Origin of the sequence: Mesorhizobium sp. M2E.F.Ca.ET.209.01.1.1 (assembly GCF_004010375.2) — a bacterium.
Classification (GTDB): Bacteria; Pseudomonadota; Alphaproteobacteria; order Rhizobiales; family Rhizobiaceae; genus Mesorhizobium.
Map to the genome: position 1 here is coordinate 236534 of NZ_SADP02000011.1, position 21896 is coordinate 258429.

Here is a 21896-nt window from a genome sequence, read left to right on the forward strand (position 1 = left end):
AATCCGGTGGTTACACGGGGTAAGAAACCGTGATTTGGAGTCTCCAGGGCGGGCCATTATCTTCGCCACGGACTAAAGTCGGTTTGCCGGGATTCGGGGAGTAGCCCTGCCTGCCGATCACACAGAGCCGCATGCTCTTGCTTATTTTGCCGCATTCCATGCGAAGCGCCAGACCGTTCATCTGGCTGCAAGATACCCAAGGCCGATGAGCGGACGCAGGCATTTGGGGCTATGGGGTTACTCTTGCACGACTATCAGACGACAGTGAAATCGCGCGCGACGCTGGCTGGCATCGGCGTCCATAGCGGCAAGACCGTCACCGTTCATTTCCTGCCGGCCGACGCCGATACGGGTATTGTCTTCCATCTTTCGAACGGCAGCGAAACCCGTGAGCTCCGCGCCCTGGTCGCGGAAGTCGGCGCCACCGATCTTTGCACCATGCTCGGCGATCCGGCCGGCGCGCATATCGGCACCGTCGAGCATCTGATGGCCACGGTGTTCGGCCTCGGCATCGACAATCTCATCATCGAGATCGACGGCTCGGAAGTGCCCATTCTCGACGGTAGCGCCATGGCGTTCGTCGAAGCCTTCGACCAGGCGGGTATCGAGACGCTGGCGGTCAAGCGCCGCTATATCCGTGTGGTCAAGCCGGTGCGCGTGGAAGCCGGCGCGTCCTGGGCGGAATTCCGCCCCTATGACGGCACGCGGTTCGAGGTCGAGATCGATTTCGAGAGCCCGGCGATCGGCCGCCAGCAATTCGCCTCCGACATCAACCCCGATATCTTCCGCCGCGATATCGCACGGGCGCGGACCTTCGGCTTCATGAAGGATGTCGAGAGGCTTTGGGCCGCCGGCTACGCGCTCGGCTCGTCGCTGGAAAACTCACTGGTCATCGGCGACGACAACCGCGTCATCAATGTCGGCGGGCTGCGCTATCCCAACGAGTTCGCCCGCCACAAGACCCTTGATGCCATGGGCGATCTGGCGCTGGCCGGCGCGCGCTTCATCGGCTGTTTCCGCTCCTATCGCGGCGGTCACCGGATGAACGCGTCCGCGTTGCGCCGGCTGCTTTCCGACCACACGGCCTTCGAGATTGTCGAGACCCGGCGCCGCGAGCGTGGCCGCGTCGCGGAGATGATTGCCGTCAGCCGGCCGGTCTACGCACCCTGGGTGATCTGATTTTTAACCGTTTTCTGGCTTTGCAGTCAGGCTTGTGTTGCACGATTGCATCACGAGTCGCTGAAATTGCACAAGCTCGGGCGCAGCGCCGGGCCGCCACAAAAATGTGCGATTGGCCGGACATAGCGTTGCCGGGCAAGGGGATAATGGTCTATGGCTTCGGCCCGGACCGAAACGACGCCGAAGGGGCGGAATCCAAACATGTTTTTTTCGCGAGTTGGTCAATCGGTAACGCCGCGTCGGGATGTTTTGCTGGCGTTGTCGGTGGTTGCTCCCGCGCTCGTTCTGTCGGCCTGCATGTCCTCCGAGAAGGACGTCAACCTGGCGACCTATGTCGATCAGACCGAGCCGGCAGACGTCCTCTACAACCAGGGCCTGGCCAATATGAATGCCGGCCGTCTCGACGAGGCGAGCAAGAAGTTCGACGCCGTCGACCGCCAGCATCCCTATTCGGAGTTCGCCCGCAAATCGATGGTGATGGGGGCTTTCGCCGACTATCGCGCCGGCAATTATGACGAGGCGATCGGCACCGCGAAGCGCTATCTGACGCTTTATCCGTCGACCGACGACGCGGCTTACGCGCAGTACATCATCGGCTTGAGCTACTACCGGCAGATCAAGGACGTCACCCAGGACCAGAAGGAAGCGCGCCAGACCATCCAGACCATGCAGGATCTGGTGACGCGCTGGCCGAATTCCGAATATGTCGCCGACGCCAAGGACAAGATCCGCTTCGCCAACGATCAGCTTGCCGGCAAGGAGATGCAGGTCGGCCGCTATTATCTCGAGCGCCGCGAATACATCGCCGCCGTGAAGCGTTTCCGCACCGTGGTCGAAACCTATTCCAACACCCGCCATGTCGAGGAGGCGCTCGCGCGCCTGACCGAGTCCTATTATGCCATGGGCCTGACCTCGGAAGCGCAGACGGCCGCGGCGGTGCTCGGCACCAACTATCCGGACAGCCAGTGGTACAAGGATTCCTACAAGCTCCTGCAGAGCAACGGGCTTGAGCCGCGCGAGAATGCCGGATCGTGGATCTCCAAGGCCGGGAAGCTGATCACCGGCGCCTGAAGCTTGCGATGCTGTCCAGACTGTCGATCCGCGATATCGTCCTGATCGAGAAGCTGGACATCGACTTCCTGCCCGGGCTTTCTGTGCTGACCGGCGAAACCGGCGCCGGCAAATCCATCCTGCTCGATGCCTTGTCGCTGGCGCTCGGCGCGCGCGGCGACGCCTCGCTCGTGCGCCATGGCGCGGCGCAGGGCCAGGTCATCGCTGTGTTCGACGTGCCGCGCAACCATCCGGCCCGCGCGCTGCTTGCCGAAAACGACATCGAGGACGATGGCGACATCATCCTGCGCCGTGTGCAGACCGGCGACGGCCGCACTCGCGTCTTCGTCAACGACCAGCCTTCCAGCGTCACGCTGATGCGCGATGTCGGCCGCGCGCTGGTCGAGATCCATGGTCAGCATGACGAGCGCGCCCTGGTCGATCCCGGCGCGCATCGCGAATTGCTGGACAGTTTCGGCGGCCATCTGGGCGCCGTGCGCGGCACAGGCGAGGCCTGGCGCTACTGGCGAAACTGCGAGCAGGAGCTTTCCCGGCATCGCGCCAAGGTCGAGGCGGCGGCGCGCGAGGCGGATTATTTGCGCGCTTCCGTCGCCGAGCTTGCGAAGCTCGACCCGCAGCCGGGCGAGGAGACGGAGCTTGCGGAACTGCGCGCGCAGATGATGCGCGTCGAGAAGATCGCCGCCGAGATCCATGACGCGCAGGATGTGCTGTCGGGGCCGTCCTCGCCGCTGCCGCAGCTTGCCAGCCTGTTGCGGCGGCTGCAGCGCAAGTCGGGCGAGGCGCCGGGCCTGCTCGACGATGTGGTGAAGTCGCTGGACGAGGCGATGATCTCGCTCGATGCGGCGCAGTCCGGAGTGGAAGCCGCTCTTCGCGCCACCGAATATGATCCGCAACGCCTGGAGAAGGCGGAGGAGCGCCTGTTTGCGCTGCGTGCCGCTTCACGCAAGCACAATGTCGCGGTGGACGATCTGGCGCAACTGCGCGACACGATGGTGGCCGACCTTGCCGACCTCGATGCCGGCGAGGAGCGGCTGCATGCGCTGGAAAAGCAGGCCGCCGCGGGGCGCGAGGCCTACGATATTTCCGCGGCGCAGCTTTCCTCGCTGCGCCAGGCAGCGGCGTCGGGCCTGACCAAGGCGGTCATGGCGGAACTGCCGGCGCTGAAGCTCGAACGGGCCGAATTCATCGTCGAGATGGGAAGCGATGCCGAAAGCCGTATGGAAGAAGGCATTGACCAGGTGGAATTCTGGGTGCGGACCAATCCCGGCACTAGGCCGGGACCGATGATGAAGGTCGCCTCCGGCGGCGAGCTCTCGCGGTTTCTTTTGGCGCTGAAGGTGGCGCTGGCCGATCGCGGCTCGGCGCCGACCCTGGTCTTCGACGAGATCGACACCGGCGTCGGCGGCGCCGTGGCCGACGCCATCGGCCAGCGGCTGGCGCGGCTGTCGAAGCGCGTGCAGGTTCTGTCCGTCACCCATGCGCCGCAGGTCGCGGCGCGCGCCGCCACGCATTTCCTGATCTCGAAATCCGGCGGCAAGGACCGCGTCGCCACCGGTATTGCCGAAATGGATCGCGCCGCGCGCCAGGAAGAGATCGCCCGCATGCTGGCCGGCGCCACCATCACCGACGAAGCCCGTGCGGCGGCCGACAGGTTGCTGCGTGAGAATACCGCGGCGGCCTGAGATTTCCGGACGCTGGCAGGTTGAGTCAGCAGATGGCTGCATCTCGCTGTTCAGGAATGATTTTTGCGCAAGCCGACTTCATGCCGGCGAATCCTGATTTATAGTGGCCCGCCGCCAAGCGCGCCGCGCTCGGCGGTTGTTGTTTTATGCATGTCGTTATCCCAAAACCGCACGACACTTTTGGGCGACATGCATTGTTCGAGGACCGCGCTTCATGTCGGAAAAACCAGTCGAATCGCTGAGCGAAAGCGAGGCCGCGGAGGAGCTCAAGCGGCTCGCGGCGGAGATCGCCGAGCACGACCGGCGCTATCACACCGAGGACGCGCCGACGATCTCGGATGCCGAATATGACGCGCTGGCAAGACGCAACCTCGCCATCGAGGAGCGTTTCCCCGATCTCGTGCGTGATGATTCGCCATCGCGCCGGGTCGGCGCGCCGCCGGCGGAGGGCTTTGCCAAGGTCCGCCACGCGGTGCCGATGCTCAGCCTCGCCAAGGCCTATACCGACCAGGATGTTGCCGATTTCATCGAACGCGGAAGGCGCTTCTTCGACCGCGACAAGGACCTCGACATCGCCTTCACCGCCGAACCGAAGATCGACGGGCTGTCGGCCTCGCTGCACTATGAGAACGGCGTGTTCGTGCAGGGCGCGACGCGCGGCGACGGCGCGGTCGGCGAGGACATCACCGCCAATCTGAAGACCATTGCCGACATCCCGAAGAAGCTGCAGGGCTCGGGCTGGCCGGAGGTCATCGAAATCCGCGGCGAGGTCTATATGACCTATGCCGAATTCGAGGCGCTGAAGCAGCGCTCGGCGGCTACAGGCGGTCAGGATTACGTCAATCCGCGCAACACGGCGGCCGGGTCTCTGCGCCAGAAGGATCCGTCGGTCACCGCCAGCCGCAACCTCAAATTCTTCGCCTATGCCTGGGGCTACGCCACCGCCGATCCGGCTCCGACGCAGTACGATTCCGTGCAGAAGTTCAAGGAGTGGGGATTCAAGGTCAGCCCGCTGATGGTCCGGGCGAAGTCGATCGACGAGCTCATCGCGCAGTACCATCATATCGAGGAATTGCGCTCGTCGCTGGGCTACGACATTGACGGCGTGGTCTACAAGGTCGACCAGCTCGAGCTGCAGCGCCGCTGGGGTTTTGTCACCGGCGAGCCGCGCTGGGCCGTCGCTCACAAATTCCCAGCCGAGCAGGCGATGACCACGGTCGAGAAGATCGACATCCAGGTCGGCCGCACCGGCACGCTGGCGCCGGTGGCGCGGCTGGCGCCGGTGACGGTCGGCGGCGTGGTGGTGGAGAACGTCACGCTGCACAACGAGGACTATATCAAAGGCTTCGACAGCAACGGCCAGCCAATCCGCGACGGCATCGACGTGCGCATCGGCGACACGGTGGTCATACAGCGGGCAGGGGATGTCATTCCGCAGATCGTCAGCGTCGTTATCGGCAAGCGTCCGGCCAATGCCGTGCCTTACGAATTCCCGCATACCTGCCCGGTCTGCGGCTCGCCGGCAACGCGCGAGATCAACGAGAAGACGGGCAAGGTGGATTCGCGCCGACGCTGCACCGGGGAGCTGATCTGCGCTGCCCAGGCCGTGGAAAGGCTGCGCCATTTCGTGTCGCGTGGCGCGATGGATATCGAGGGGCTGGGCGCGGAAAATATCGACCTCTTCTTCAATGCGGGGCTGGTGAAGACCGCCGCCGATATCTTCACGCTGAAGGATCGCCGCCCGGCCGTCACCAAGGCGCTGGCCGAGCGGCGCGAGGAGCAGGCGCGGCTGCGCGAGGAAGCGTCAGGCAAGACGCGCAAGAATGTGCGCAGCATCGAGGAGCGCAACTATGAGGGCCTCGACAAGCTGTTCGCGGCAATCGACGCGCGGCGCGAGCCGGAACTCGACCGCTTCATCTTCGCGCTCGGCATCCGTCATATCGGCGAAACGACGGCGGCCGTGCTTGCCCGTCAGTTCTCGACCATCGAGGAACTGATCCGCGTGGGCAAGGAGACGGCAAAGGCGGAGGATCCGCATACCGTCTTCCCGTCGATCAACGGCATCGGCGACACGGTGATCAATGCGCTGCGCGATTTCTTCGGCAATGAGCGCAATGACGACGTGCTGGATGCGTTGCTCGCGCAGGTCCACCCGAAACCCTATGTCATGGAAATCTCGGCCGGCAGCGAAGTCTCCGGGAAGACGGTGGTGTTCACCGGCTCGCTTGAAAAGATGACGCGCTCGGAAGCCAAGGCGATGGCCGAGCGGCTCGGCGCCAAGGTGGCGGGCTCGGTTTCGGCCAAGACCGACCTGGTGGTGGCGGGTCCAGGCGCGGGCTCGAAGCTGAAAGTCGCGAGCGATCTCGGGATCGAGGTGATCGACGAGGATACCTGGCTGCAGCGCATCGGCAGGGCTGGCTGATGACGGGCGCGTTCAAGGGGTTTGGGCAGAAGGCCATCCCATTCCTGAAGGCTCTCGATTTCCACCAGAGCCGGGAGTGGTTCCAGGAGAACCGCGACCTTTACGAAAGCGAATTGCACGGGCCGTTCTGCGATCTGGTCGAGGCGCTCACCACGCGCTTCGAAGCGGCCAAGCTCGGCTTGCGCGGCGACCGCAAGAGGTCGCTGTTCCGCATCAATCGCGACGTGCGCTTCTCCAAGGACAAGCGGCCCTACAACCGGCATCTGTCGGCCATCCTGTCGCCGGACGGCACCAAGATGGAGCAGGGCGTCTTCTACGTGCATATCGGGCTTGAGCGCTGCTTCGCCGGCGTCGCCTGGTGGCAGCCGGCGCCCGAACTGCTGCAGGCGATGCGCAAGGCGATCGTCACCAAGCCGGCCGCGTTCCGCGCCATGGTCTCGTCGCTCAGGAAAGCTGGCCTGGAACTGGATGCTGAAGATCGCCTGAAGCGGGCGCCGCGCGGTTTCGAGGACGTCGGCGACGAGGATCTCGCCCAAGCGGTGCGGAGCCGGCATTTCGTGGTCCGGCACGACATCGATCCGGCGACGATCCATTCGCCGGCGCTGGTCGACGATCTCGTCGACTTCACGCTTGGCGCCAAGCCGCTGCTCGACTGGGGCAGGGCGATCCAGAGGACGGCTGTGGCGGCCTAACCTCGGGTAGCATTGGCCCGAGCCAGGCGAGGCCAGAAGCTCACATCCGCATCAAAAGGCCGCCGTCGACCGGAAGCTCGATGCCGGTGATGTAGCTCGCGGCGTCCGACAGCAGGAAGAGCGCCGCATTGGCCATGTCCTGCGGCGTGCCGATGCGGCCGAGCGGTGTGTAGTTCGCCACGGCGGCGCGCTTCTCCTCGGTGTCCCAACGCGCCTGCAGCGGCGTGAGCGCCATGCCGGGGCAGATGGCGTTGGAGCGGATGCCGTCGCCGGCAAGCTGCATGGCCAGCGATTTGGACAGCGCGCAGACGCCTGCCTTCGATGCCTGATACGCGTCCTGCGGTTTCGGATCGCCGCGGTACCATTGGATGGTCGAGAAATGCACCATGGCGCCGCCGCGCCCGCCGGCGCGCATATGGGGAACGACCGCCCTTGCGGTGTGCACGAAGGATTTCAAATTGATATTGAAGACCTGGTCCCAGACGTCGAGATCCATCTCGAGCGCAGACTTGTCGCGACCGAACCACAGAACGCCGGCGACATTGGCGAGATAGTCGATGCCGCCGCGTTCGCGGCCGGCGGCGCCGATGGTCCGCTCTACAAAGGCGGCATCGGTCAAATCGCCTTGGGCGAAGGTCAGCCCGTCGTCATAGGAGGCAAGCGATGCCGGGCGCGGCTTGATGTCTATGGCGGTGACGGAGGCGCCTGCATCGAGCAGCCCCAGCGCGATCGCTTCGCCCATGCCACCGCCCGCTCCGGTGACGACCGCATGCCTGCCGGTGAAATCAAAGACGACCATTCATTACCCCTCTTTTGTCCCGATCTTGGCACTTGGTTTGATCGCTCGACAATAGGGGCGGGTGGAAAATCCATCATTCGGTCACACCCTTGGGCAGGCTTTCGAACGCTTGCCTGTTTGTCATTGGCCACGGCGCGGGGGCGATCAGTTCCGCTGATCGTCGGGTCAAGCGAATTGGTGTGACATTGACGGCGACGCTCCCTACATCAGGCCCCACTTGAAGCGCGCCGCGCTGGAACGGATTCGGGCGACGCGCTTCAAGTTCTTGTTTTGACCTATGTCGTTGTCCCAGAACCGCTGCGCACTTCTGAACGACATGCATTGGGAGCGGTTGATGACGGCGGAAGCAATCTCTCAGAGCAGAACCGGCGGCGATTTCTGGGACGGCGTGCGATTGTCGATGCCGGTCGTCGTCGCTTCTGCGCCGTTCGCGATCCTGTTCGGCGCGATCGCCGTCGACAGCGGTTTCTCGGTGCTTGAGGCCTTCCTGATGAGTGCGATGATTTATGGCGGCGCCAGCCAGATGGTCGGCATCGAATTGTTCGGCCAGCATGTCGCGCCATGGCTGATCGTGCTTTCCATCTTCGCGGTGAATTTTCGCCACGTGCTCTATTCGGCCGGCATCGGCCGGCGCATCGCGCATTGGCCCCTGCTGCAGCAGGCGCTGGGCTACTTCATCCTGACCGACCCGCAGTTTGCCGTGGCGGAGGCGAGGGCCGTGTCGGGCAAGCCGGTCGGGTTCGTCTGGTATCTTGGACTTGGCCTGCCGGTCTATGTGTTCTGGGTCATCGAAAGCGGGTTGGGTGCGGTGTTCGGCAAGCTCATTCCGGATACCCACGCGCTGGGCGTCGATTTCCTGCTGCCGATCTATTTCCTCGGCCTCGTCCTCGGTTTCCGCAAGCGGCCGCTCTGGCTACCCGTCGTCGCAGCAAGCGCGGCCGCGTCGATCATCGCCTACAAGACGGTCGGCTCGCCCTGGCATGTCTCGATCGGCGCAGTCGCCGGCGTGCTGCTGGCGGTGATCCTGCCGCCGCATCACAGCGGAATAGGGGAGCGGCCGTGAGCACGACCTTCTGGATCATCCTTGCCGGAGCGATCGCCACCTATCTGACCCGGGTCGGCGGCCACCTCGTCATCTCGCGCTTCGAGAATATCCATCCGCGCGTCGAGGCGGGGCTTAACGCCGTGCCGGCCGCGGTGCTGACGACGCTGGTCGCGCCGGCGGTCCTTGGCGCCGGGCCCGCCGAATGGGCGGCGCTGGTGGTCACCGCTTTGGTCTCGCTGCGCGGCGGGTTGATGCCGATGTTTTTGGCAGGCGCGGCGGTGCTGATCCTGGCGCGGCAGTTTCTGGGTTAGCGCTTCATCTTCAATGGCCGGCGCTGCCCCTCATTGCCCTGCCGGGCATTTCTCCCCGTAGAACGGGAGAAAGAAGCTAATCTCAGATCTTCGCGTCGTGCGGCAGCGGAGCGGTGGCTTTCTCCAGCCAGGCCAGCGTTTCGCCGTCCACCATCGGGCCAATCTCGGCCAGCACCCATGCATGATACTGGTCGAGCCAGTGCAACTCATCGCGCGTCAGAAGATCGGTGCGGACGAGGCGCTTGTCGATCGGCGCCAGCGTCAGCGTCTCGAAGCCATGCATGGCGATGTCGCCGCCTTCGATCGGCTCCGCCGGCGTGACCAGGATCAGGTTCTCGATGCGGATGCCGTAGGCGCCTTCCTTGTAGTAGCCCGGCTCGTTGGACAGCATCATGCCGGCCAGCAGCTTTTCGGTGCCGGTGCGGGCGATGCGCTGCGGGCCTTCATGCACGGCAAGGTAGGAGCCGACGCCGTGGCCGGTGCCATGGGCGAAGTCGCAGCCATGCTTCCACAGCGCTACGCGCGCGACGGCGTCGATCTCGGAGCCGCGCGTGCCGGCGGGGAAACGCAGCGTCGAGATGCCGATCATGCCCTTCAGCACAAGGGTGAAGCGCTCGCGCATCTCCTGCGTCGGCTCACCGATCGGAACGGTGCGGGTGATGTCGGTGGTGCCGTCCTGATACTGGCCGCCGGAATCGAGCAGGAACAGCTCGCCGCTTTCCAATTTGCGGCTGGTGGCGCGCGAGACGCGGTAGTGCATGATGGCGCCGTTCGGGCCGGCGCCGGAAATCGTGTCGAAGGAGACGTCGCGCAGCGGCATCTGCGTTTCCTCGCCGGTCTGGCGGCGCACTTCCTCCAGCTTGGTGACGACGGCGATTTCGTCCAGCGAGCCAGGTTTCTGGCGGTCGAGCCAGCACAGCAGCTTGGCGACAGCCGCGCCGTCGCGGCGATGCGCGGCGCGGCTGCCGGCGATCTCGGCCTGGTTTTTCGTCGCACGCGGGATGCGGGCCGGATCGGCGGCCAGCACGACCGTACCGCCATTGTCCTCGGTCAGCATTCTCAGCTTGTCCGCCGCCAGCACCGGATCGAGCGCAATATTGGCTCCGCCCTTTGCCAGATCGACGATCGCCGCTTCGAACTCGCCCGGATCATGCAGATCGGCAAGCTGGGTGAGATAGGCCGCGACTTGGCGCGGGAATTTGCGCTGGTCCATGAAAAGCTGATGCTTGCCGTCGGCTGCGAGGATGGCGAAGCCGAGCGCAAGGGGCGTGTGCGGCACGTCGCCGCCACGGATGTTGAAGCTCCAGGCGATGGAAGAGGGGTCGGTCAGCACCGCATGGGTGGCGCCGTCCTTCTGGATTGCGCTTGCCAGCCGCACAAGCTTGTCCTTGGCGAGCTCGCCGGCAAAATTGAGTTCTTGCAACTCCACCGGCGCCCGCGGCGGCTCGGGCTGGTCTTTCCAGATGATGTCGATGGGGTTCCTGTCGAGCGGCACCAAGGTCGCGCCGGATTGCTCGGCCGACGCCTTCAGCGCCTTGACCTCGCCGATCGTATGCAGCCAGGGGTCGAAGCCGAGCCTGGCGCCCTTGCCGAGATTGTCCTTGATCCAGCTGGCCGGCGGATTGTCGATGAGGCTTTCGACGGTGAAAATCGAAAGGTCGACCTCGTTTCGCACCTGCAACGTGTAGCGGCCGTCGACGAAGATGAAGGCGCGGTCGCGCAGCACGATGGCGACGCCGGCCGAACCGGAAAAGCCGGTCAGCCATTTCAGCCGCGCCGAGCGGTCGGCGACATATTCGCCCTGGTGCTCGTCGGCACGGGGAACGATGAAGCCATCCAAGCCATTGTCGGCCAGCCATTGCCGCAGCAGGGCTACGCGCGGCTTGCCGACGGCCGGATCGCCAGCGGAATCAAAGGTCTGGAACATCGTGGCCTCTCCTGGGATGCTTGTCGCGAACCTAGAGCATTTCGTGCGCCAATTGAAACGGATCTGTCACCAGGCGCCATATGATCCAGATATGCTGAAGGGGTGACGTGCAAGCCAGGCGCGCGCCCCGTGTCTTTGCGCATGGACGCCATGCAGAATCATTGATTTCCAAACAGGTCGGCAGGGCTTAGTTTCCCGGATGTGGAGGAATGAATCCGGTTGTCCTGCAAAGGAGACTGTCATGTCCACGCTTCCAGCCAGACGCGGATTTTTCAGAAACGCCATGAGCGCGCTGATCGAAGCTCGCCGCCGCGAGGCGAGCCGCTACGTCAACGGGGCGCTGCTTTGTCTCGACGATGAAACGCTGAACGCCAATGGCTACGATCGCGAAGAACTGCAGAAGGCGGCAAACTCGCTTTATGTGTGAGTAAGCGCCTCAGCGCTTGAGGTGGATGGTCACCCAGCCCTCGCGATGCAAGGTACGCACATGGCGGAAGGCTTGGCCGACATAGGCGGAGACCACCGCGTCGCGCTGCCGGTCGAGGATGCCGGAAAGGACCAGCGAGCCGCCGAGCCTGATATGCCGGGCCATTTCGGGCGCCAGCCGCATCAGTGGCCGGGCCAGGATGTTGGCGACGATGAGGTCGAAGGGCGCGCGCTTGGCAAAGATCGGGTTGTGGAAGCCCGGCGCCGTCACCGTTTCGACCAGCGCCTTGACATGGTTGAGGCGGGCGTTGGCGGCGGCGACGCGGACGGCGACCGGATCGATGTCGGTCGCCAGCACCGGGATATGCGCGAGCTTGGCGAGCGCGATGGCAAGCACCGCGCTGCCGGTGCCGAGGTCGAGCGCGTTGCGCGGCCGTTCGCGCAGCACCACCTGCTCCAGCATTTCGAGACAGCCGGCGGTGGTGCCGTGATGGCCGGTGCCGAAGGCGAGGCCTGCCTCGATCTCGATGGCGAGATCACCGGCGTGGCGCTTGGCGCGGTCGTGTGAGCCGTGGACGAGGAAGCGGCCCGCCCGGACCGGCTTCAAGCCTTCCAGCGAGCGCGACACCCAGTCGATGTCGGGGAGGGTCTCGCGTTCGACGGGCTTCGGCAGGCCGAGGCCGGCGAGGATATCCCTGACCCGCGCCTCGACGGGATCGATGTCGCCGTCGGCATAGAGCGACACTTCGTGGATGTCTTTATCTTCGTCGAGCTCCAGCACGGCGATCGGCAGGCCGTCGTCCTCGAAGGCGGCGTCCAGCGCCGCGAAGATGCGGTCGGCCTCGATCTTGTTGGCGGTGAGGTGGAGCCTGGTCTGACCCATCAGCTTTGCCCACCAGCCGCCAGCCGCTTCAGCTTGGCGACGGCGGTGTCGGCGCTTTCGCCATAGGCGATGGTGCCGGCGAAATCGCCCTGGGCGTTGAGCAGCAGCACCGAGGCCGTATGGTCCATCGTGTAGTCGCCGTCCCCGGTGTCGACCTTCTTCCAATAAATACCGAAGGCCTTGGCCATGGCGTGCACCTTGTCCGGATCGCCGGTGATGCCGGTGATGCGGTCGGAGAAGTTGCTGACATAGGTGTTCATCGTTTCCGGCGTATCGCGCTCCGGGTCGACGGTGACGAAATAGGCGTTGAGGTTCTTGCCGCTGTCGCCCATCGTCTTCAGCCAGCCGGCCAGCTCGAACAGGGTCGTCGGGCAGACTTCCGGGCAATGGGTGAAGCCGAAGAAGACGACGCTCGGGTGGCCCCTGAAGGCGGCTTCGGTGATCGGCGCGCCTTTCTGGTCGACCAGCGTGAAGGGCGCGCCGTAGGGCTCGCCGCTATATAGCTTGCTGTACCATTGGAACGTCATCACGCCGGTGATCACGACCATGAGCACCAAAATGCCAACAAGGATGAACCGCATGATAGGCGAGGGTTGGTTAGCCATTTCAGTCTGCCGTGATTGGGCGTTGGAGATCTTGTCATTCACCATAGATGCCGCGAAGGCCACCTCAAAGATGTCGCGTTGCCGCAATCGGATGGCCACGGCGATCTCTGTGGAGCCTGACCGATCCTTAATTTGAACGGTTTGGCTTCCCAACTATCTTCCATCAGGTTTTCATGATGGATCTACCCGATGGCTTGTAAGTCATCGGGGCGGCTTGCAAACGCCACGATCCTGTCCCACCTGACATCGGCAAACGCCAACCCAGGAGGCAACCTTTGCGAAAACTGATCGGCTTGTTCGCCGCATGTCTTGCTCTCAGCGCCGGCGCGGCGATGGCCGATGAGGTGGGCAAAGTGCGTGTCGACTGGGTCGGCAACGACATCATGATCGATGCGATCAAGGATCCGAAAGTCGACGGCGTGACCTGCCACGTCGCCTATTTCGACCGCAGCATTATCGACCGGCTGCATAAGGGCAACTGGTTCGAGGATCCTTCCGATTCCTCGATCTCCTGCCGCCAGACCGGGCCGATCACCATCGGCGACATCGACATGGGCGAGGGCGGCGAGGAAGTGTTCAAGCAAGGCCTCAGCCTGATCTGGAAGAAACAGGTGGTGAACCGCATCTACGACAAGAAGAACGAGACGCTGATCTACCTGTCGCATTCGCGCCAGGTGCAGAACGGCTCGGCCAAGATGTCGGTCACCACCGTGCCGCTCTACGGCCAGAACGTGGTGTGGACGAAGGGCAAGCCGCAATAGGGCCAAGTGCCCGGCTTGCGGGAGAAATCGCTCGGGCGTAAAGCCCGGGCATGGACCGCCCTGAAAACCTCCTTCTCAAGGACTCCGAGCCGCGCATCCATCCGACCGCGGAGTTGAAGGGATGCAAGCTCGGCCGCTATGCCTCGATCGGCGAGCGGGTGATCCTGCGCGAGGTGAGTGTCGGCGACTTTTCCTATTTCGAGCGCCATTCGGAAGCGATCTACACGACGATCGGCAAGTTCTGCTCGATCGCCGCCAACAGCCGCATCAACGCGCTTGAGCATCCGATCGAGCGGCTGACGCAGCACAAGGTCAGCTACCGGCCAAACGAGTATTTCCGCTGGCTGGGCGTCGACACCGAATTCCGTGCGCGCCGGCAGGCAAAGTGGGTCAGGATCGGCCATGATGTCTGGATCGGCCATGGCGCGGTCGTCATGCCCGGCGTCGCGATCGGCAACGGCGCCGTCATCGGCGCCAATGCCGTGGTGACGCATGACGTTGCGCCCTACATGATCGTCGCCGGCGTTCCGGCAAAGCCGTTACGCCTGCGATTCGAACCCGACATCGCCGCGCGAATCGAAACCCTCGCCTGGTGGGACTGGGCGCCCGAGAAACTGGCCCGGGCCATTCCCGACATGCAGGCCATGCCGATCGAGGCCTTTCTCGATTGCTGGGAAGACAATACGCACTGACAAGCCGTCAGGAAGCATGACGGCGCTGCCTAGATGCTACTCGCTCTCGGAAGTGGTTGCCCCTTCCGCCATGCGGGGGTGGCGCAGCGGAAGGGGCTGGAGGTAAACCGCAGTGAAGCGGAAGGAACAGGCTCTCTTGCCTGCACCGCCACTATCGCAAGCAAACCGATAAGGTGTTTTTTCACGCGGCTGCGCTTCTGGCGTGTGCCTGATTGCAGCCACGCGCAGGCACGAAAATTCAAATCCCTGGAACCCCAGGCGGCTGCTTGTTGTTTCTTTGCAAATGCCTGCGCGTCAACGGTTTTCGAGGAATTTTGCATGATCGAGAAGGCTTTTACCTGGATGGCCAACCGGGTGGCGCATCTGGCCGGCCTGCCGTGGACCTTCGCCCTCTGCCTGCTGATCGTGGTCATATGGGCGGCAAGCGGCCCGATCTTCGGGTTTTCCGACACCTGGCAGCTGGTCATCAATACCGGGACCACCATCGTCACCTTCCTGATGGTGTTCCTGATCCAGAACACGCAGAACCGGGACGGCGCGGCGATCCAGGCCAAGTTGGACGAGCTGATCAGGGTCAGCCGCGCCCACAACCACTTCATAGGCATCGAGCACCTGACGGAATCCGAGGTCGAGGAGATCCGCGCCAAATGCGAGGCAGCGGCGAAGCGGCATGACCGCAAGATCGCCGAGACAGCTGCTAGCAAGGCCGTGGCGGGAAAGCAGGGTTCCAGCAACGATCGCAAGATCGCTCACACGGCCGCAAAGAAGACTGTCGCAGCGAAGAATGGCTCCAAGAAGAAAACCGCCGCCTGACGGGTTCAGCGGTTCATGAAGGCGGCGAAGGCGTCCTTGTGATCGGGATGCCAGCGCGACAGGGCAGGGCGGTTTTCGATGATATCGCCAATCGCCCAGGCCATGCGTTTTTCATCCGTCGGCCGCGCCACCTCGTTGTCGGGGCAAAGGATGTAGAAATCGTCGTCGATCAGCGATGCCAGCATGAAGTCGATCACCTGCTCGCCGGTCCAGGCGCCGGCGGGTTTTTGCGTCGCGCCCTCGGTCAGGCCGGTATAGGTGAAGCCGGGGATCAGCAGATGCGCCGAAACCTTTGCTCCAGGCTCGTTGCGCAGCGCGTGCGCCAGCCCCTCGGTAAAAGTCTTCACGCCGGCCTTGGAGACGTTGTAGGCGAGGTTGCCGGGCGGCGTGGTGATGCCCTGCTTGGAGCCCGTGTTGATGATCAGGCCCGGCTTCCCGGCAGCCAGCATGCGCGGCGCGAAGGCCTCGGTGCCGTGCACGACGCCCCAGAAATTGATGTCCAGCAACCGCTTCCAGGCGTCACGGTTCTCCCATGGCTTGCCCGGATTGTTGCCGACGCCGGCATTGTTCATCAGCACCGACACCGGGCCGAAAGCGCCGTGGGCGAGGTCGGCCAGCCGGTCGACGTCTTCGGCCCTGGAAACGTCGGTCGGGATCGGGAGGACGGCATCCTGGCCGGCGATCGCAGCAACGGCCTCTGTCGCCTGGTCGAGGCGCACGCCGCCGATATCGGCCAGCACCGTCTTCATGCCCATCGCCGCGAACCGTTTCGCGGCGGCAAGGCCGATGCCGCTGGCGCCGCCGGTGATGACGGCGACATTGCCGGAAGCGAAAGCGGGCAGGGCGGTCTGGATTTCGGCGTCGCTGGTCATGATTTTCATCCTTGCTCGGGTTCGGCCGAACTTAACGCCGGCCGCCGCCGAGGCAAGGTCGGTTCCTCTGTAATGGGTTGACCATCGCGGCGCCTGCCGCGCATGTTGTCCTGAAAAAAGGAGTTCGGCATTTGACCGACTGGATCGGAATCCTGAAGGAGCAGACCGTCAACGGTGACCAGATGGGCCGCGAAGTGCCAAAGATGCTCGCCAATCCCGATATCAGCGAGACGCAGGTGAAAACGCTGTTCGCGGCGCTGGAGCAGCAGGCGGAATTCGCCGAGAAGCTGCGGCTGGCGCTGGAGAAGTTCGGCCACGACTTCCCGATCATCAAGGCGGCGGAACGGCTGGAAGAGCGCTATGCCGACCTTGCCGCTTCGGCCGCGGAAAAACTGAAAGCGATGCGCAGTTAAGCGCTATTTCGCGACCAGCCGCTCGAAGCGCTTGTCCGGCACGAACCAGATCATGGCTACCAGCACATAGATCGCGACACCGATCCACTGGTTGACGAAGGTCAAAGCTATGGCCGCGAGGTATAGCGCCAACGAGATCTTTCCCTTGCGGTCATTGCCCAACGCTCTGGCGAAGATACTTTCCGGGTCATGCAGGCGGTGTAGGGCGGCCGAGAGGATGTTGAAGCCGACGGCGCAGAGCGCCAGGTCGACGCCGTAGACCGCGACGGGCACCGGCGCGAAATGGTTTTCGCCCATGAAGGCCGTCGTCACCGGCATCAGTGACAGCCAGAACAGCATGTTGAGGTTGGCCCACAGCACCCACCCGTCGACGCGCTGCACGGTGTGGAACATGTTGTGCAAATTGTTCCAGTAAATGCCGACATTGATGAAGGACAGCACATAGCTGAAGAAGACAGGCCACAGCGGTACCAGGGCCGAGAAATCCTCGCCGTGCGGCACTTTCAGCTCCAGCACCATGATCGTGATGATGATGGCGACGACGCCATCGGTGAATGCCTCGACCCGTCCCTTGCCCATGATTCTTCCCTCGCTCTGCGTAGACGTTAAGGGAGGATGCCGCGGCTGACCATCCGGCCAGAACTGTCAGGAGGGCATTGGCAGGTTGGAACAGCACCATTGCATGGGCGTTGGGCTTGCAACCCTTGGAGGTCGCCATGACGAGCTACACTCAGACCCTGACGCGAGATGAGCTTGACGGAAGGGCCGCGAAGGCCGCCGTCGCCGCCATGATCGCCGCGCTGTTCGCCGGCAGCACCGCGCTGACGCCGCTCTACGTGATCTACAAGCAGGTCTTCGGCTTCTCGCAGGTCACGCTGACGCTGGTCTATGCAGTCTACGTCGTCGGCAATCTGGGAGCGCTGCTGTTTTTAGGCCGGGTGTCGGATGTGATCGGCCGCCGTCCCGCCGCGCTCGCCGCGATGGTGGTTGCCGTGGTCAGCGCGTTGTTTTTCCTCTTCGCCGAAAACCTCGCCTGGCTGGATATCGCACGCATTCTCAGCGGCCTCGGCATTGGCGTCGGCGCAGGGGCGGGCACTGCCTGGCTTGCCGAGTTGATCGAAGGAAAGGACAAGTCGCGCGCTGCTATCATTACCACCAGCACCAATTTCATTGGTCTCGGCGCCGGCGCGCTCATGGCGGGGCTGCTCGCCCAATACGCTCCCTGGCCACTCAGGCTGACATTTGTCGTCTATCTCGCCCTGCTTGCGCTGGTGGCCTTGCTGATCTGGCGGACGCGCGAAACGGTCTCCAGTCCAGGGCGGCTCGTGGACGTTTCGCTGCGGCCACGGCTTTCGGTGCCCGACAATATCCGCGCGCAATTCGTCGCGCCGGCGGTGACTGGTTTCGGCGCCATGGCTCTGGTCGGCTTCTATGCCGCGCTGGCGCCGAGCATTCTCGCGCAGCAGCTGCACGTGACCAATCATGCCGAAGCCGGCGGGCTTTTCTTCGAGCTGTCGATAGTTGCGGCGGCGACGATTGTTGGCACCGCCCGGCTATCCGCCCGCTTTACCATGCTCGCCGCGCTGGCGCTGATGATCCCGGCCGTGGCGCTGGTCGTCGCGGCGCAAATCTACGCCTCGATGGCGCTGATGATCGTGGCCACGGCGGTCTGCGGCGTGGCGGGGGCGCTCGGCTATCGCGGCGGCCTGCAAGTGGTGAACCAGATCGCGCCGGCAGACCGTCGTGCCGAAGTGGTATCGGCCTTCTTCATCTGCTGTTTCTGCGGCAACGCGCTGCCGGTGATCGGCATCGGTGTGTTGTCGAGCCTGGCCAACGCCACCGTGGCAAGCCTGGCCTTTGCCGGCATGATCATCGTCTTCTCGCCGGTGGCGCTTGGCTTCGGCGCCAAATACGCGCGGTAGCGGATCTCAACCGGCCGGTGTCTCAGGCGCAAGATTGGCACGCTCGCGCGGCACGCCGAGGCCGGTGTCGGGCGGCTCGCCGGCCGCCGGCCGGGCCTCGATCATATGCATCGTGCGCCAGCGGCCGAAGCGATAATACGCCGCGGCGAGCGCGAGCGAGGCGATCGAGCCGGCCGGAAAGCTCCACCACAGCGCTTCCTGGCCGATGACGCTGCGCATGGAATAGGCGAAGCCGGTGCGAATGAACAACACCGAGATGATCAGGATGATCAGCGGCGGCATGACGGCGCCGGTGGCGCGCACCGTGGCGAAGAGCACAATCGTGATGCCGAAGAGGATGAACGACCAGGACGCCACCTTGTTGATATGAGCGGCAATGTCGATCGCGGCGCTGTCGTTGCTGAGGAAAAGACTGAGCACAGGGCGATCGAAAACGAAGAGCAGCGCCACCAGCGCGCCGGTCAGCACCAGGTTGAAGCCGACACCGGAGGCCGCGACCCTGCCGATGCGGTCCCAGCGGCCGGCGCCGACATTCTGCGCCGCCATCGAGGAGACCGCTGCCCCGATCGCGAGAGCGGGCATCTGAATATAGGTCCAGAGCTGGGCGGCAATGCCGTAGGCGGCGGCGACCTGAGAGCCGTAGGAGTTGACGATGCCCATCACGGTCAACGCCGCTGCCGAGATGACGATCATCTGCAGACCCATCGGAATGCCCTTGAAGACGACGATGCGCAGCAGCGCCGGATCGGGCTTGAGCAGAGCGAGATCGGCGCCGGCCAACCGCAGCGGGTGCTTGCGGACATAGAGCACGATCAGGATGGCGGCCACGCTCACCGTCTGGCCGATCAGCGTCGAGGCGGCCGAACCGGCGATGCCGAGCTCGGGGAAGGGGCCGATGCCGCGGATCAGCAGCGGATTGAGCACAACGTCGAGCACGACCGCCAGCGCCATGAAGACAAAAGGGGTTCGCGAGTCGCCGGCGCCGCGCAGCACGGTCATGACGAATGACAGGAGGTTCATCATCGGCACGGCGACGAAGATGATGCGCAGATAGCTGCGCGCCAGCGGCAACGCATCGGCCGGCGTGCCGAGCCCGGCGAGGATGGCGCCGACCCAGATCCAGCCGCAGACGGCGAATATGACCGAGACGAGGAAGAAGAAGGTCGCGCTGGTGCCGACGATGCGCTTTGCTTCGGGCAGGTCGCGGGCGCCGACCGATTGCGCCACCAGGATGGTCGCCGCCATGCCGATGCCGAACACCGTGCCGAGGATCAGGAACAGCACCAGATTGGCGTTGGAGGTGGCGGTCAGCGCCGCCTCGCCAAGGAAGCGGCCGACCCAGACCGCGTTGATCGAGCCGTTGAGTGACTGCAGCACGTTGGAGCCCAGCACCGGCAGCGCGAACAAAAGCAGCGTGCGCGGGATCGGCCCGCTGGTCAGGTCGCCGACGCGCTGGCGGGCAGGCTTTTTGTTCATGGCAGGCACCGGAAATGAGTCAGGCCCGCGATGCTATCGCAGGCCCGAGACACATGCACCCTTTTCCGGGCGAGCCAGGTGACCAGCTGACTTACTGCGTGTTGCTGGAAAGGCCGGGCAGCGTGACCTGATAGACCAGGAAGGTGGTGTCGACATCGGCGCCATCCTCAGCCTTGTAGGGCGCGCCGACCTGGAAGCCGTCCTGGGTAAGGAAGTCGTTGTCGTTGGCGACGAACAGGAAATAATCGTCCGGCAGTTTTGGATCGAGCACCGGGGCCAGCGACATCGCCTCCCACTTCTCGGAGAGGTTGTTCCTGTCGTTCGGCGCGCCATTGTGCAGGCCGAAGCGGTCGAGCTCGGCCTGGTCGTTGATGTCGATGAACGGCGTCAGCTTCGCCGGCGTCACCGACGCATCGACCACGCCCTTCGGCGCGACGGGCTTGTCGGCCGCGTCGAACGGACCGTTGGCGATATCGGTGGCGCCGGAGAGGTCGACAATGTTGATCTTGCGATAGACCGACTCGTCGCCCTTCACGCCCTGGCCGTTGCCCGAGTCGCGCGCCAGCATCAGGAAGCTGGTGTCGGAGAGCGCCACGATCTCGCTTTGCGCGGCCACCTTGGTCTTGCCCTTGGCGTCCTTGAACACCGGCAGCGGCACGACATATTCATGCGCCAGCTTGAGGCGGGCGAGGTCGGAAGCATCATAGACCAGCGCGCGGGTGTTCTGGCGCGTTGAGCCGGAATCGCCGCCGTCCTGGCGGGTCGCCGACTGCAGCACCGCGATCAGGAACTTGCCGTCGGGCGTCATCGACATGCCTTCAAGGCCCTGGTTGTTCTGGCGCCCGGTCTCGGGATCCTTCGGATCGGGCTCGGCGGCACCCGGGCCGGGATTGTCGGAAGCGAAATTCGGCTTGCTGTGGCGGATCGGCACCAGGGCCGCGGGCGGCTGCGTCGCCGACATCAGGCGGCCCTCAGCCGAGAAGCGGTAGATGTTGGGGCCGTATTCGTCGGAGATGAACATGGTGCCGTCGGGCAGGCGCACGATCGCTTCGTCGTCCAGCGAAAGCTTGCCGTTTTCGGCCTGCGGCAGGATCGGCATGTCGCCGGCGGCTTCGCGCACGCCGTTCAGCGGATCGAGGCCGGTGGCGTCGGCGCCCTTGTCGTCGGTCAAGAGCATGGTGTTGGCGAGCGTCGCCTTGACGCCGGACTGTTCCCGTCCGGCGGCGGGCGCCGCGCCAGGAGCGGTCGGGCTCAGCTCGATCGCGATGGTGTTGAGGCGCGGGCGGTAGTCGGTGGTGCCGACCACATTGTAGCCGCGGTCCGGCAGCAGCCAGAGCGAGCCCTTGTAGCGCGCGCCATCGCGCGCCCAGCCCTTGGTGTCGATCGCCATGCCGGAACCCGAACCGAAGGTCTCGCCGAACTTGTCCTTCTGGCTGGCCGGAATGCGGCCGACGCCGACGAGCCCCTTGTTGACGTAAGCGACGCTGTCGGCAAGCGCCGGCGTCATAGCGATGAACAGGGCGAGCAGCGCGCCGAGCGTGGCGGTTCGGTTGAGATGTTTCATGGAAATCCCCTTCGTGACGAGCAGAGCGGCCATTGGCTCAAAAGGGCGCGGCACCGACGATGCGGCCAGCCCTTGCCGTCAAGCGGTCTAGGACTTGAACGTGATGGTTGCGTGACAGGCTGGGCCTCTCCTTCCCCCCTTGTGGGGGAAGGTGGCCGCGAAGCGGCCGGATGAGGGGTGTTCCAGGGAAAGCCGACGTATCACTCCGCTGGAACACCCCTTGTGTGTTTGGAATCGTGCATGTTGAGGGTGCCACGGACCAGGTGTTTGCCTGATCCGTGGCGGCGATCGAGAGCCCGTCACCCCTCAGGTAGCCTAAACCGTGGATGAGCTGGGGCCCG

At 64.2% G+C, this 21896-nt stretch carries 21 protein-coding genes; 13 read left to right on the forward strand and 8 right to left on the reverse strand.

The annotated features are described in order from the left end of the window. The first annotated feature begins 231 nt into the window (after window positions 1-231). From lpxC to EN852_RS21205, 5 genes are all read left to right on the forward strand, one after another. Window positions 232-1179, forward strand: coding sequence for a UDP-3-O-acyl-N-acetylglucosamine deacetylase (lpxC, locus tag EN852_RS21185; RefSeq protein WP_127876766.1), 948 nt, complete (start codon window positions 232-234; stop codon window positions 1177-1179). Between the two features lie 201 nt (window positions 1180-1380). Further along, complete coding sequence (locus tag EN852_RS21190) at window positions 1381-2250, forward strand: outer membrane protein assembly factor BamD (protein WP_127876767.1); 870 nt, start codon at window positions 1381-1383, stop codon at window positions 2248-2250. 8 nt (window positions 2251-2258) lie between these two features. After that, window positions 2259-3932 carry a DNA repair protein RecN gene (gene recN, locus EN852_RS21195; protein ID WP_127876768.1) on the forward strand — a complete coding sequence of 558 codons (1674 nt, stop codon included), beginning with the start codon at window positions 2259-2261 and terminating at the stop codon, window positions 3930-3932. Between the two features lie 214 nt (window positions 3933-4146). Beyond that, window positions 4147-6354: an NAD-dependent DNA ligase LigA gene (ligA, locus tag EN852_RS21200; RefSeq protein WP_127876769.1), complete on the forward strand. Its 2208-nt coding sequence runs from the start codon at window positions 4147-4149 to the stop codon at window positions 6352-6354. Next, complete coding sequence (locus EN852_RS21205; protein WP_127876770.1) at window positions 6354-7046, forward strand: TIGR02453 family protein; 693 nt, start codon at window positions 6354-6356, stop codon at window positions 7044-7046. The genes ligA and EN852_RS21205 overlap by 1 nt, the downstream gene beginning before the upstream one ends. Window positions 7047-7086: 40 nt before the next feature. Here the strand turns inward: EN852_RS21205 and EN852_RS21210 are convergent, their stop codons facing one another. Further along, the gene (locus EN852_RS21210; protein WP_127876771.1) at window positions 7087-7845 is read right to left on the reverse strand and encodes an SDR family oxidoreductase; all 759 of its coding nucleotides are present in this window, start codon (window positions 7843-7845) and stop codon (window positions 7087-7089) included. Window positions 7846-8179: 334 nt separating this feature from the next. Here EN852_RS21210 and EN852_RS21215 point away from each other — a divergent pair, with 334 nt between their 5' ends. Next, complete coding sequence (locus EN852_RS21215; protein WP_127863242.1) at window positions 8180-8908, forward strand: AzlC family ABC transporter permease; 729 nt, start codon at window positions 8180-8182, stop codon at window positions 8906-8908. Further along, window positions 8905-9201 carry an AzlD family protein gene (locus EN852_RS21220; protein ID WP_127876772.1) on the forward strand — a complete coding sequence of 99 codons (297 nt, stop codon included), beginning with the start codon at window positions 8905-8907 and terminating at the stop codon, window positions 9199-9201. The genes EN852_RS21215 and EN852_RS21220 overlap by 4 nt, the downstream gene beginning before the upstream one ends. 82 nt (window positions 9202-9283) lie before the next feature. Here the strand turns inward: EN852_RS21220 and EN852_RS21225 are convergent, their stop codons facing one another. Further along, complete coding sequence (locus EN852_RS21225; RefSeq protein WP_127876773.1) at window positions 9284-11128, reverse strand: aminopeptidase P family protein; 1845 nt, start codon at window positions 11126-11128, stop codon at window positions 9284-9286. Between the two features lie 241 nt (window positions 11129-11369). Between EN852_RS21225 and EN852_RS40900 the strand changes: the two genes are divergently transcribed. Then, entirely contained in the window at window positions 11370-11555 is a 186-nt protein-coding gene (locus EN852_RS40900) for a hypothetical protein (RefSeq protein WP_189546080.1), read from the forward strand. A gap of 9 nt (window positions 11556-11564) precedes the next feature. Here EN852_RS40900 and EN852_RS21230 read toward each other — a convergent pair whose 3' ends face one another. Continuing rightward, entirely contained in the window at window positions 11565-12437 is an 873-nt protein-coding gene (locus EN852_RS21230; protein ID WP_127876774.1) for a 50S ribosomal protein L11 methyltransferase, read from the reverse strand. Continuing rightward, window positions 12437-13021 (reverse strand): SCO family protein, encoded by a 585-nt coding sequence (locus tag EN852_RS21235; RefSeq protein ID WP_127876807.1) that lies wholly within the window; start codon window positions 13019-13021, stop codon window positions 12437-12439. The genes EN852_RS21230 and EN852_RS21235 overlap by 1 nt, the downstream gene beginning before the upstream one ends. Window positions 13022-13374: 353 nt before the next feature. Here EN852_RS21235 and EN852_RS21240 point away from each other — a divergent pair, with 353 nt between their 5' ends. The 3 genes from EN852_RS21240 (at window position 13375) to EN852_RS21250 (ending at window position 15308) form a co-directional block, all read left to right on the forward strand. After that, window positions 13375-13803: a CreA family protein gene (locus EN852_RS21240; RefSeq protein WP_127876809.1), complete on the forward strand. Its 429-nt coding sequence runs from the start codon at window positions 13375-13377 to the stop codon at window positions 13801-13803. 50 nt (window positions 13804-13853) lie between these two features. Continuing rightward, window positions 13854-14495, forward strand: a complete 642-nt coding sequence (locus EN852_RS21245; protein WP_127876775.1) for a DapH/DapD/GlmU-related protein — start codon at window positions 13854-13856, stop codon at window positions 14493-14495. A gap of 318 nt (window positions 14496-14813) precedes the next feature. Next, window positions 14814-15308 carry a low affinity iron permease family protein gene (locus EN852_RS21250; RefSeq protein ID WP_189546082.1) on the forward strand — a complete coding sequence of 165 codons (495 nt, stop codon included), beginning with the start codon at window positions 14814-14816 and terminating at the stop codon, window positions 15306-15308. Between the two features lie 5 nt (window positions 15309-15313). Here the strand turns inward: EN852_RS21250 and EN852_RS21255 are convergent, their stop codons facing one another. After that, window positions 15314-16180, reverse strand: a complete 867-nt coding sequence (locus EN852_RS21255; RefSeq protein ID WP_127876776.1) for an SDR family NAD(P)-dependent oxidoreductase — start codon at window positions 16178-16180, stop codon at window positions 15314-15316. Between the two features lie 131 nt (window positions 16181-16311). Between EN852_RS21255 and EN852_RS21260 the strand changes: the two genes are divergently transcribed. Next, window positions 16312-16593 (forward strand): hypothetical protein, encoded by a 282-nt coding sequence (locus tag EN852_RS21260; protein WP_127863248.1) that lies wholly within the window; start codon window positions 16312-16314, stop codon window positions 16591-16593. Between the two features lie 3 nt (window positions 16594-16596). Here EN852_RS21260 and EN852_RS21265 read toward each other — a convergent pair whose 3' ends face one another. Next, on the reverse strand, window positions 16597-17172 hold the full coding sequence (locus EN852_RS21265) for a TMEM175 family protein (protein WP_127876777.1): 576 nt from the start codon (window positions 17170-17172) through the stop codon (window positions 16597-16599). 137 nt (window positions 17173-17309) lie between these two features. Here EN852_RS21265 and EN852_RS21270 point away from each other — a divergent pair, with 137 nt between their 5' ends. Beyond that, complete coding sequence (locus EN852_RS21270; RefSeq protein WP_127876778.1) at window positions 17310-18515, forward strand: MFS transporter; 1206 nt, start codon at window positions 17310-17312, stop codon at window positions 18513-18515. Window positions 18516-18521: 6 nt separating this feature from the next. Here EN852_RS21270 and EN852_RS21275 read toward each other — a convergent pair whose 3' ends face one another. Both EN852_RS21275 and EN852_RS21280 read right to left on the reverse strand, forming a co-directional pair. After that, the gene (locus EN852_RS21275) at window positions 18522-19991 is read right to left on the reverse strand and encodes an MATE family efflux transporter (RefSeq protein ID WP_127876779.1); all 1470 of its coding nucleotides are present in this window, start codon (window positions 19989-19991) and stop codon (window positions 18522-18524) included. Window positions 19992-20082: 91 nt separating this feature from the next. Beyond that, complete coding sequence (locus tag EN852_RS21280) at window positions 20083-21498, reverse strand: esterase-like activity of phytase family protein (RefSeq protein WP_246694341.1); 1416 nt, start codon at window positions 21496-21498, stop codon at window positions 20083-20085. Window positions 21499-21896: the final 398 nt, after the last annotated feature.

What these genes read in the sequence shown, in the direction of transcription:
- ligA (WP_127876769.1), top strand. Translation starts at nt 4,147, where the DNA reads ATGTCGGAAAAACCAGTCGAATCGCTGAGCGAAAGCGAGGCCGCGGAG.
- EN852_RS21190 (WP_127876767.1), top strand. Translation starts at nt 1,381, where the DNA reads ATGTTTTTTTCGCGAGTTGGTCAATCGGTAACGCCGCGTCGGGATGTT.
- EN852_RS21240 (WP_127876809.1), top strand. Translation starts at nt 13,375, where the DNA reads ATGGCCGATGAGGTGGGCAAAGTGCGTGTCGACTGGGTCGGCAACGAC.
- lpxC (WP_127876766.1), top strand. Translation starts at nt 232, where the DNA reads ATGGGGTTACTCTTGCACGACTATCAGACGACAGTGAAATCGCGCGCG.
- EN852_RS21205 (WP_127876770.1), top strand. Translation starts at nt 6,354, where the DNA reads ATGACGGGCGCGTTCAAGGGGTTTGGGCAGAAGGCCATCCCATTCCTG.
- EN852_RS21280 (WP_246694341.1), bottom strand. Translation starts at nt 21,498, where the DNA reads ATGACGCCGGCGCTTGCCGACAGCGTCGCTTACGTCAACAAGGGGCTC.
- EN852_RS21225 (WP_127876773.1), bottom strand. Translation starts at nt 11,128, where the DNA reads ATGTTCCAGACCTTTGATTCCGCTGGCGATCCGGCCGTCGGCAAGCCG.
- EN852_RS21270 (WP_127876778.1), top strand. Translation starts at nt 17,310, where the DNA reads ATGACGAGCTACACTCAGACCCTGACGCGAGATGAGCTTGACGGAAGG.
- EN852_RS40900 (WP_189546080.1), top strand. Translation starts at nt 11,370, where the DNA reads ATGTCCACGCTTCCAGCCAGACGCGGATTTTTCAGAAACGCCATGAGC.
- EN852_RS21210 (WP_127876771.1), bottom strand. Translation starts at nt 7,845, where the DNA reads ATGGTCGTCTTTGATTTCACCGGCAGGCATGCGGTCGTCACCGGAGCG.
- EN852_RS21245 (WP_127876775.1), top strand. Translation starts at nt 13,854, where the DNA reads ATGGACCGCCCTGAAAACCTCCTTCTCAAGGACTCCGAGCCGCGCATC.
- EN852_RS21265 (WP_127876777.1), bottom strand. Translation starts at nt 17,172, where the DNA reads ATGGGCAAGGGACGGGTCGAGGCATTCACCGATGGCGTCGTCGCCATC.
- EN852_RS21275 (WP_127876779.1), bottom strand. Translation starts at nt 19,991, where the DNA reads ATGAACAAAAAGCCTGCCCGCCAGCGCGTCGGCGACCTGACCAGCGGG.
- EN852_RS21230 (WP_127876774.1), bottom strand. Translation starts at nt 12,437, where the DNA reads ATGGGTCAGACCAGGCTCCACCTCACCGCCAACAAGATCGAGGCCGAC.
- recN (WP_127876768.1), top strand. Translation starts at nt 2,259, where the DNA reads ATGCTGTCCAGACTGTCGATCCGCGATATCGTCCTGATCGAGAAGCTG.
- EN852_RS21215 (WP_127863242.1), top strand. Translation starts at nt 8,180, where the DNA reads ATGACGGCGGAAGCAATCTCTCAGAGCAGAACCGGCGGCGATTTCTGG.
- EN852_RS21255 (WP_127876776.1), bottom strand. Translation starts at nt 16,180, where the DNA reads ATGACCAGCGACGCCGAAATCCAGACCGCCCTGCCCGCTTTCGCTTCC.
- EN852_RS21250 (WP_189546082.1), top strand. Translation starts at nt 14,814, where the DNA reads ATGATCGAGAAGGCTTTTACCTGGATGGCCAACCGGGTGGCGCATCTG.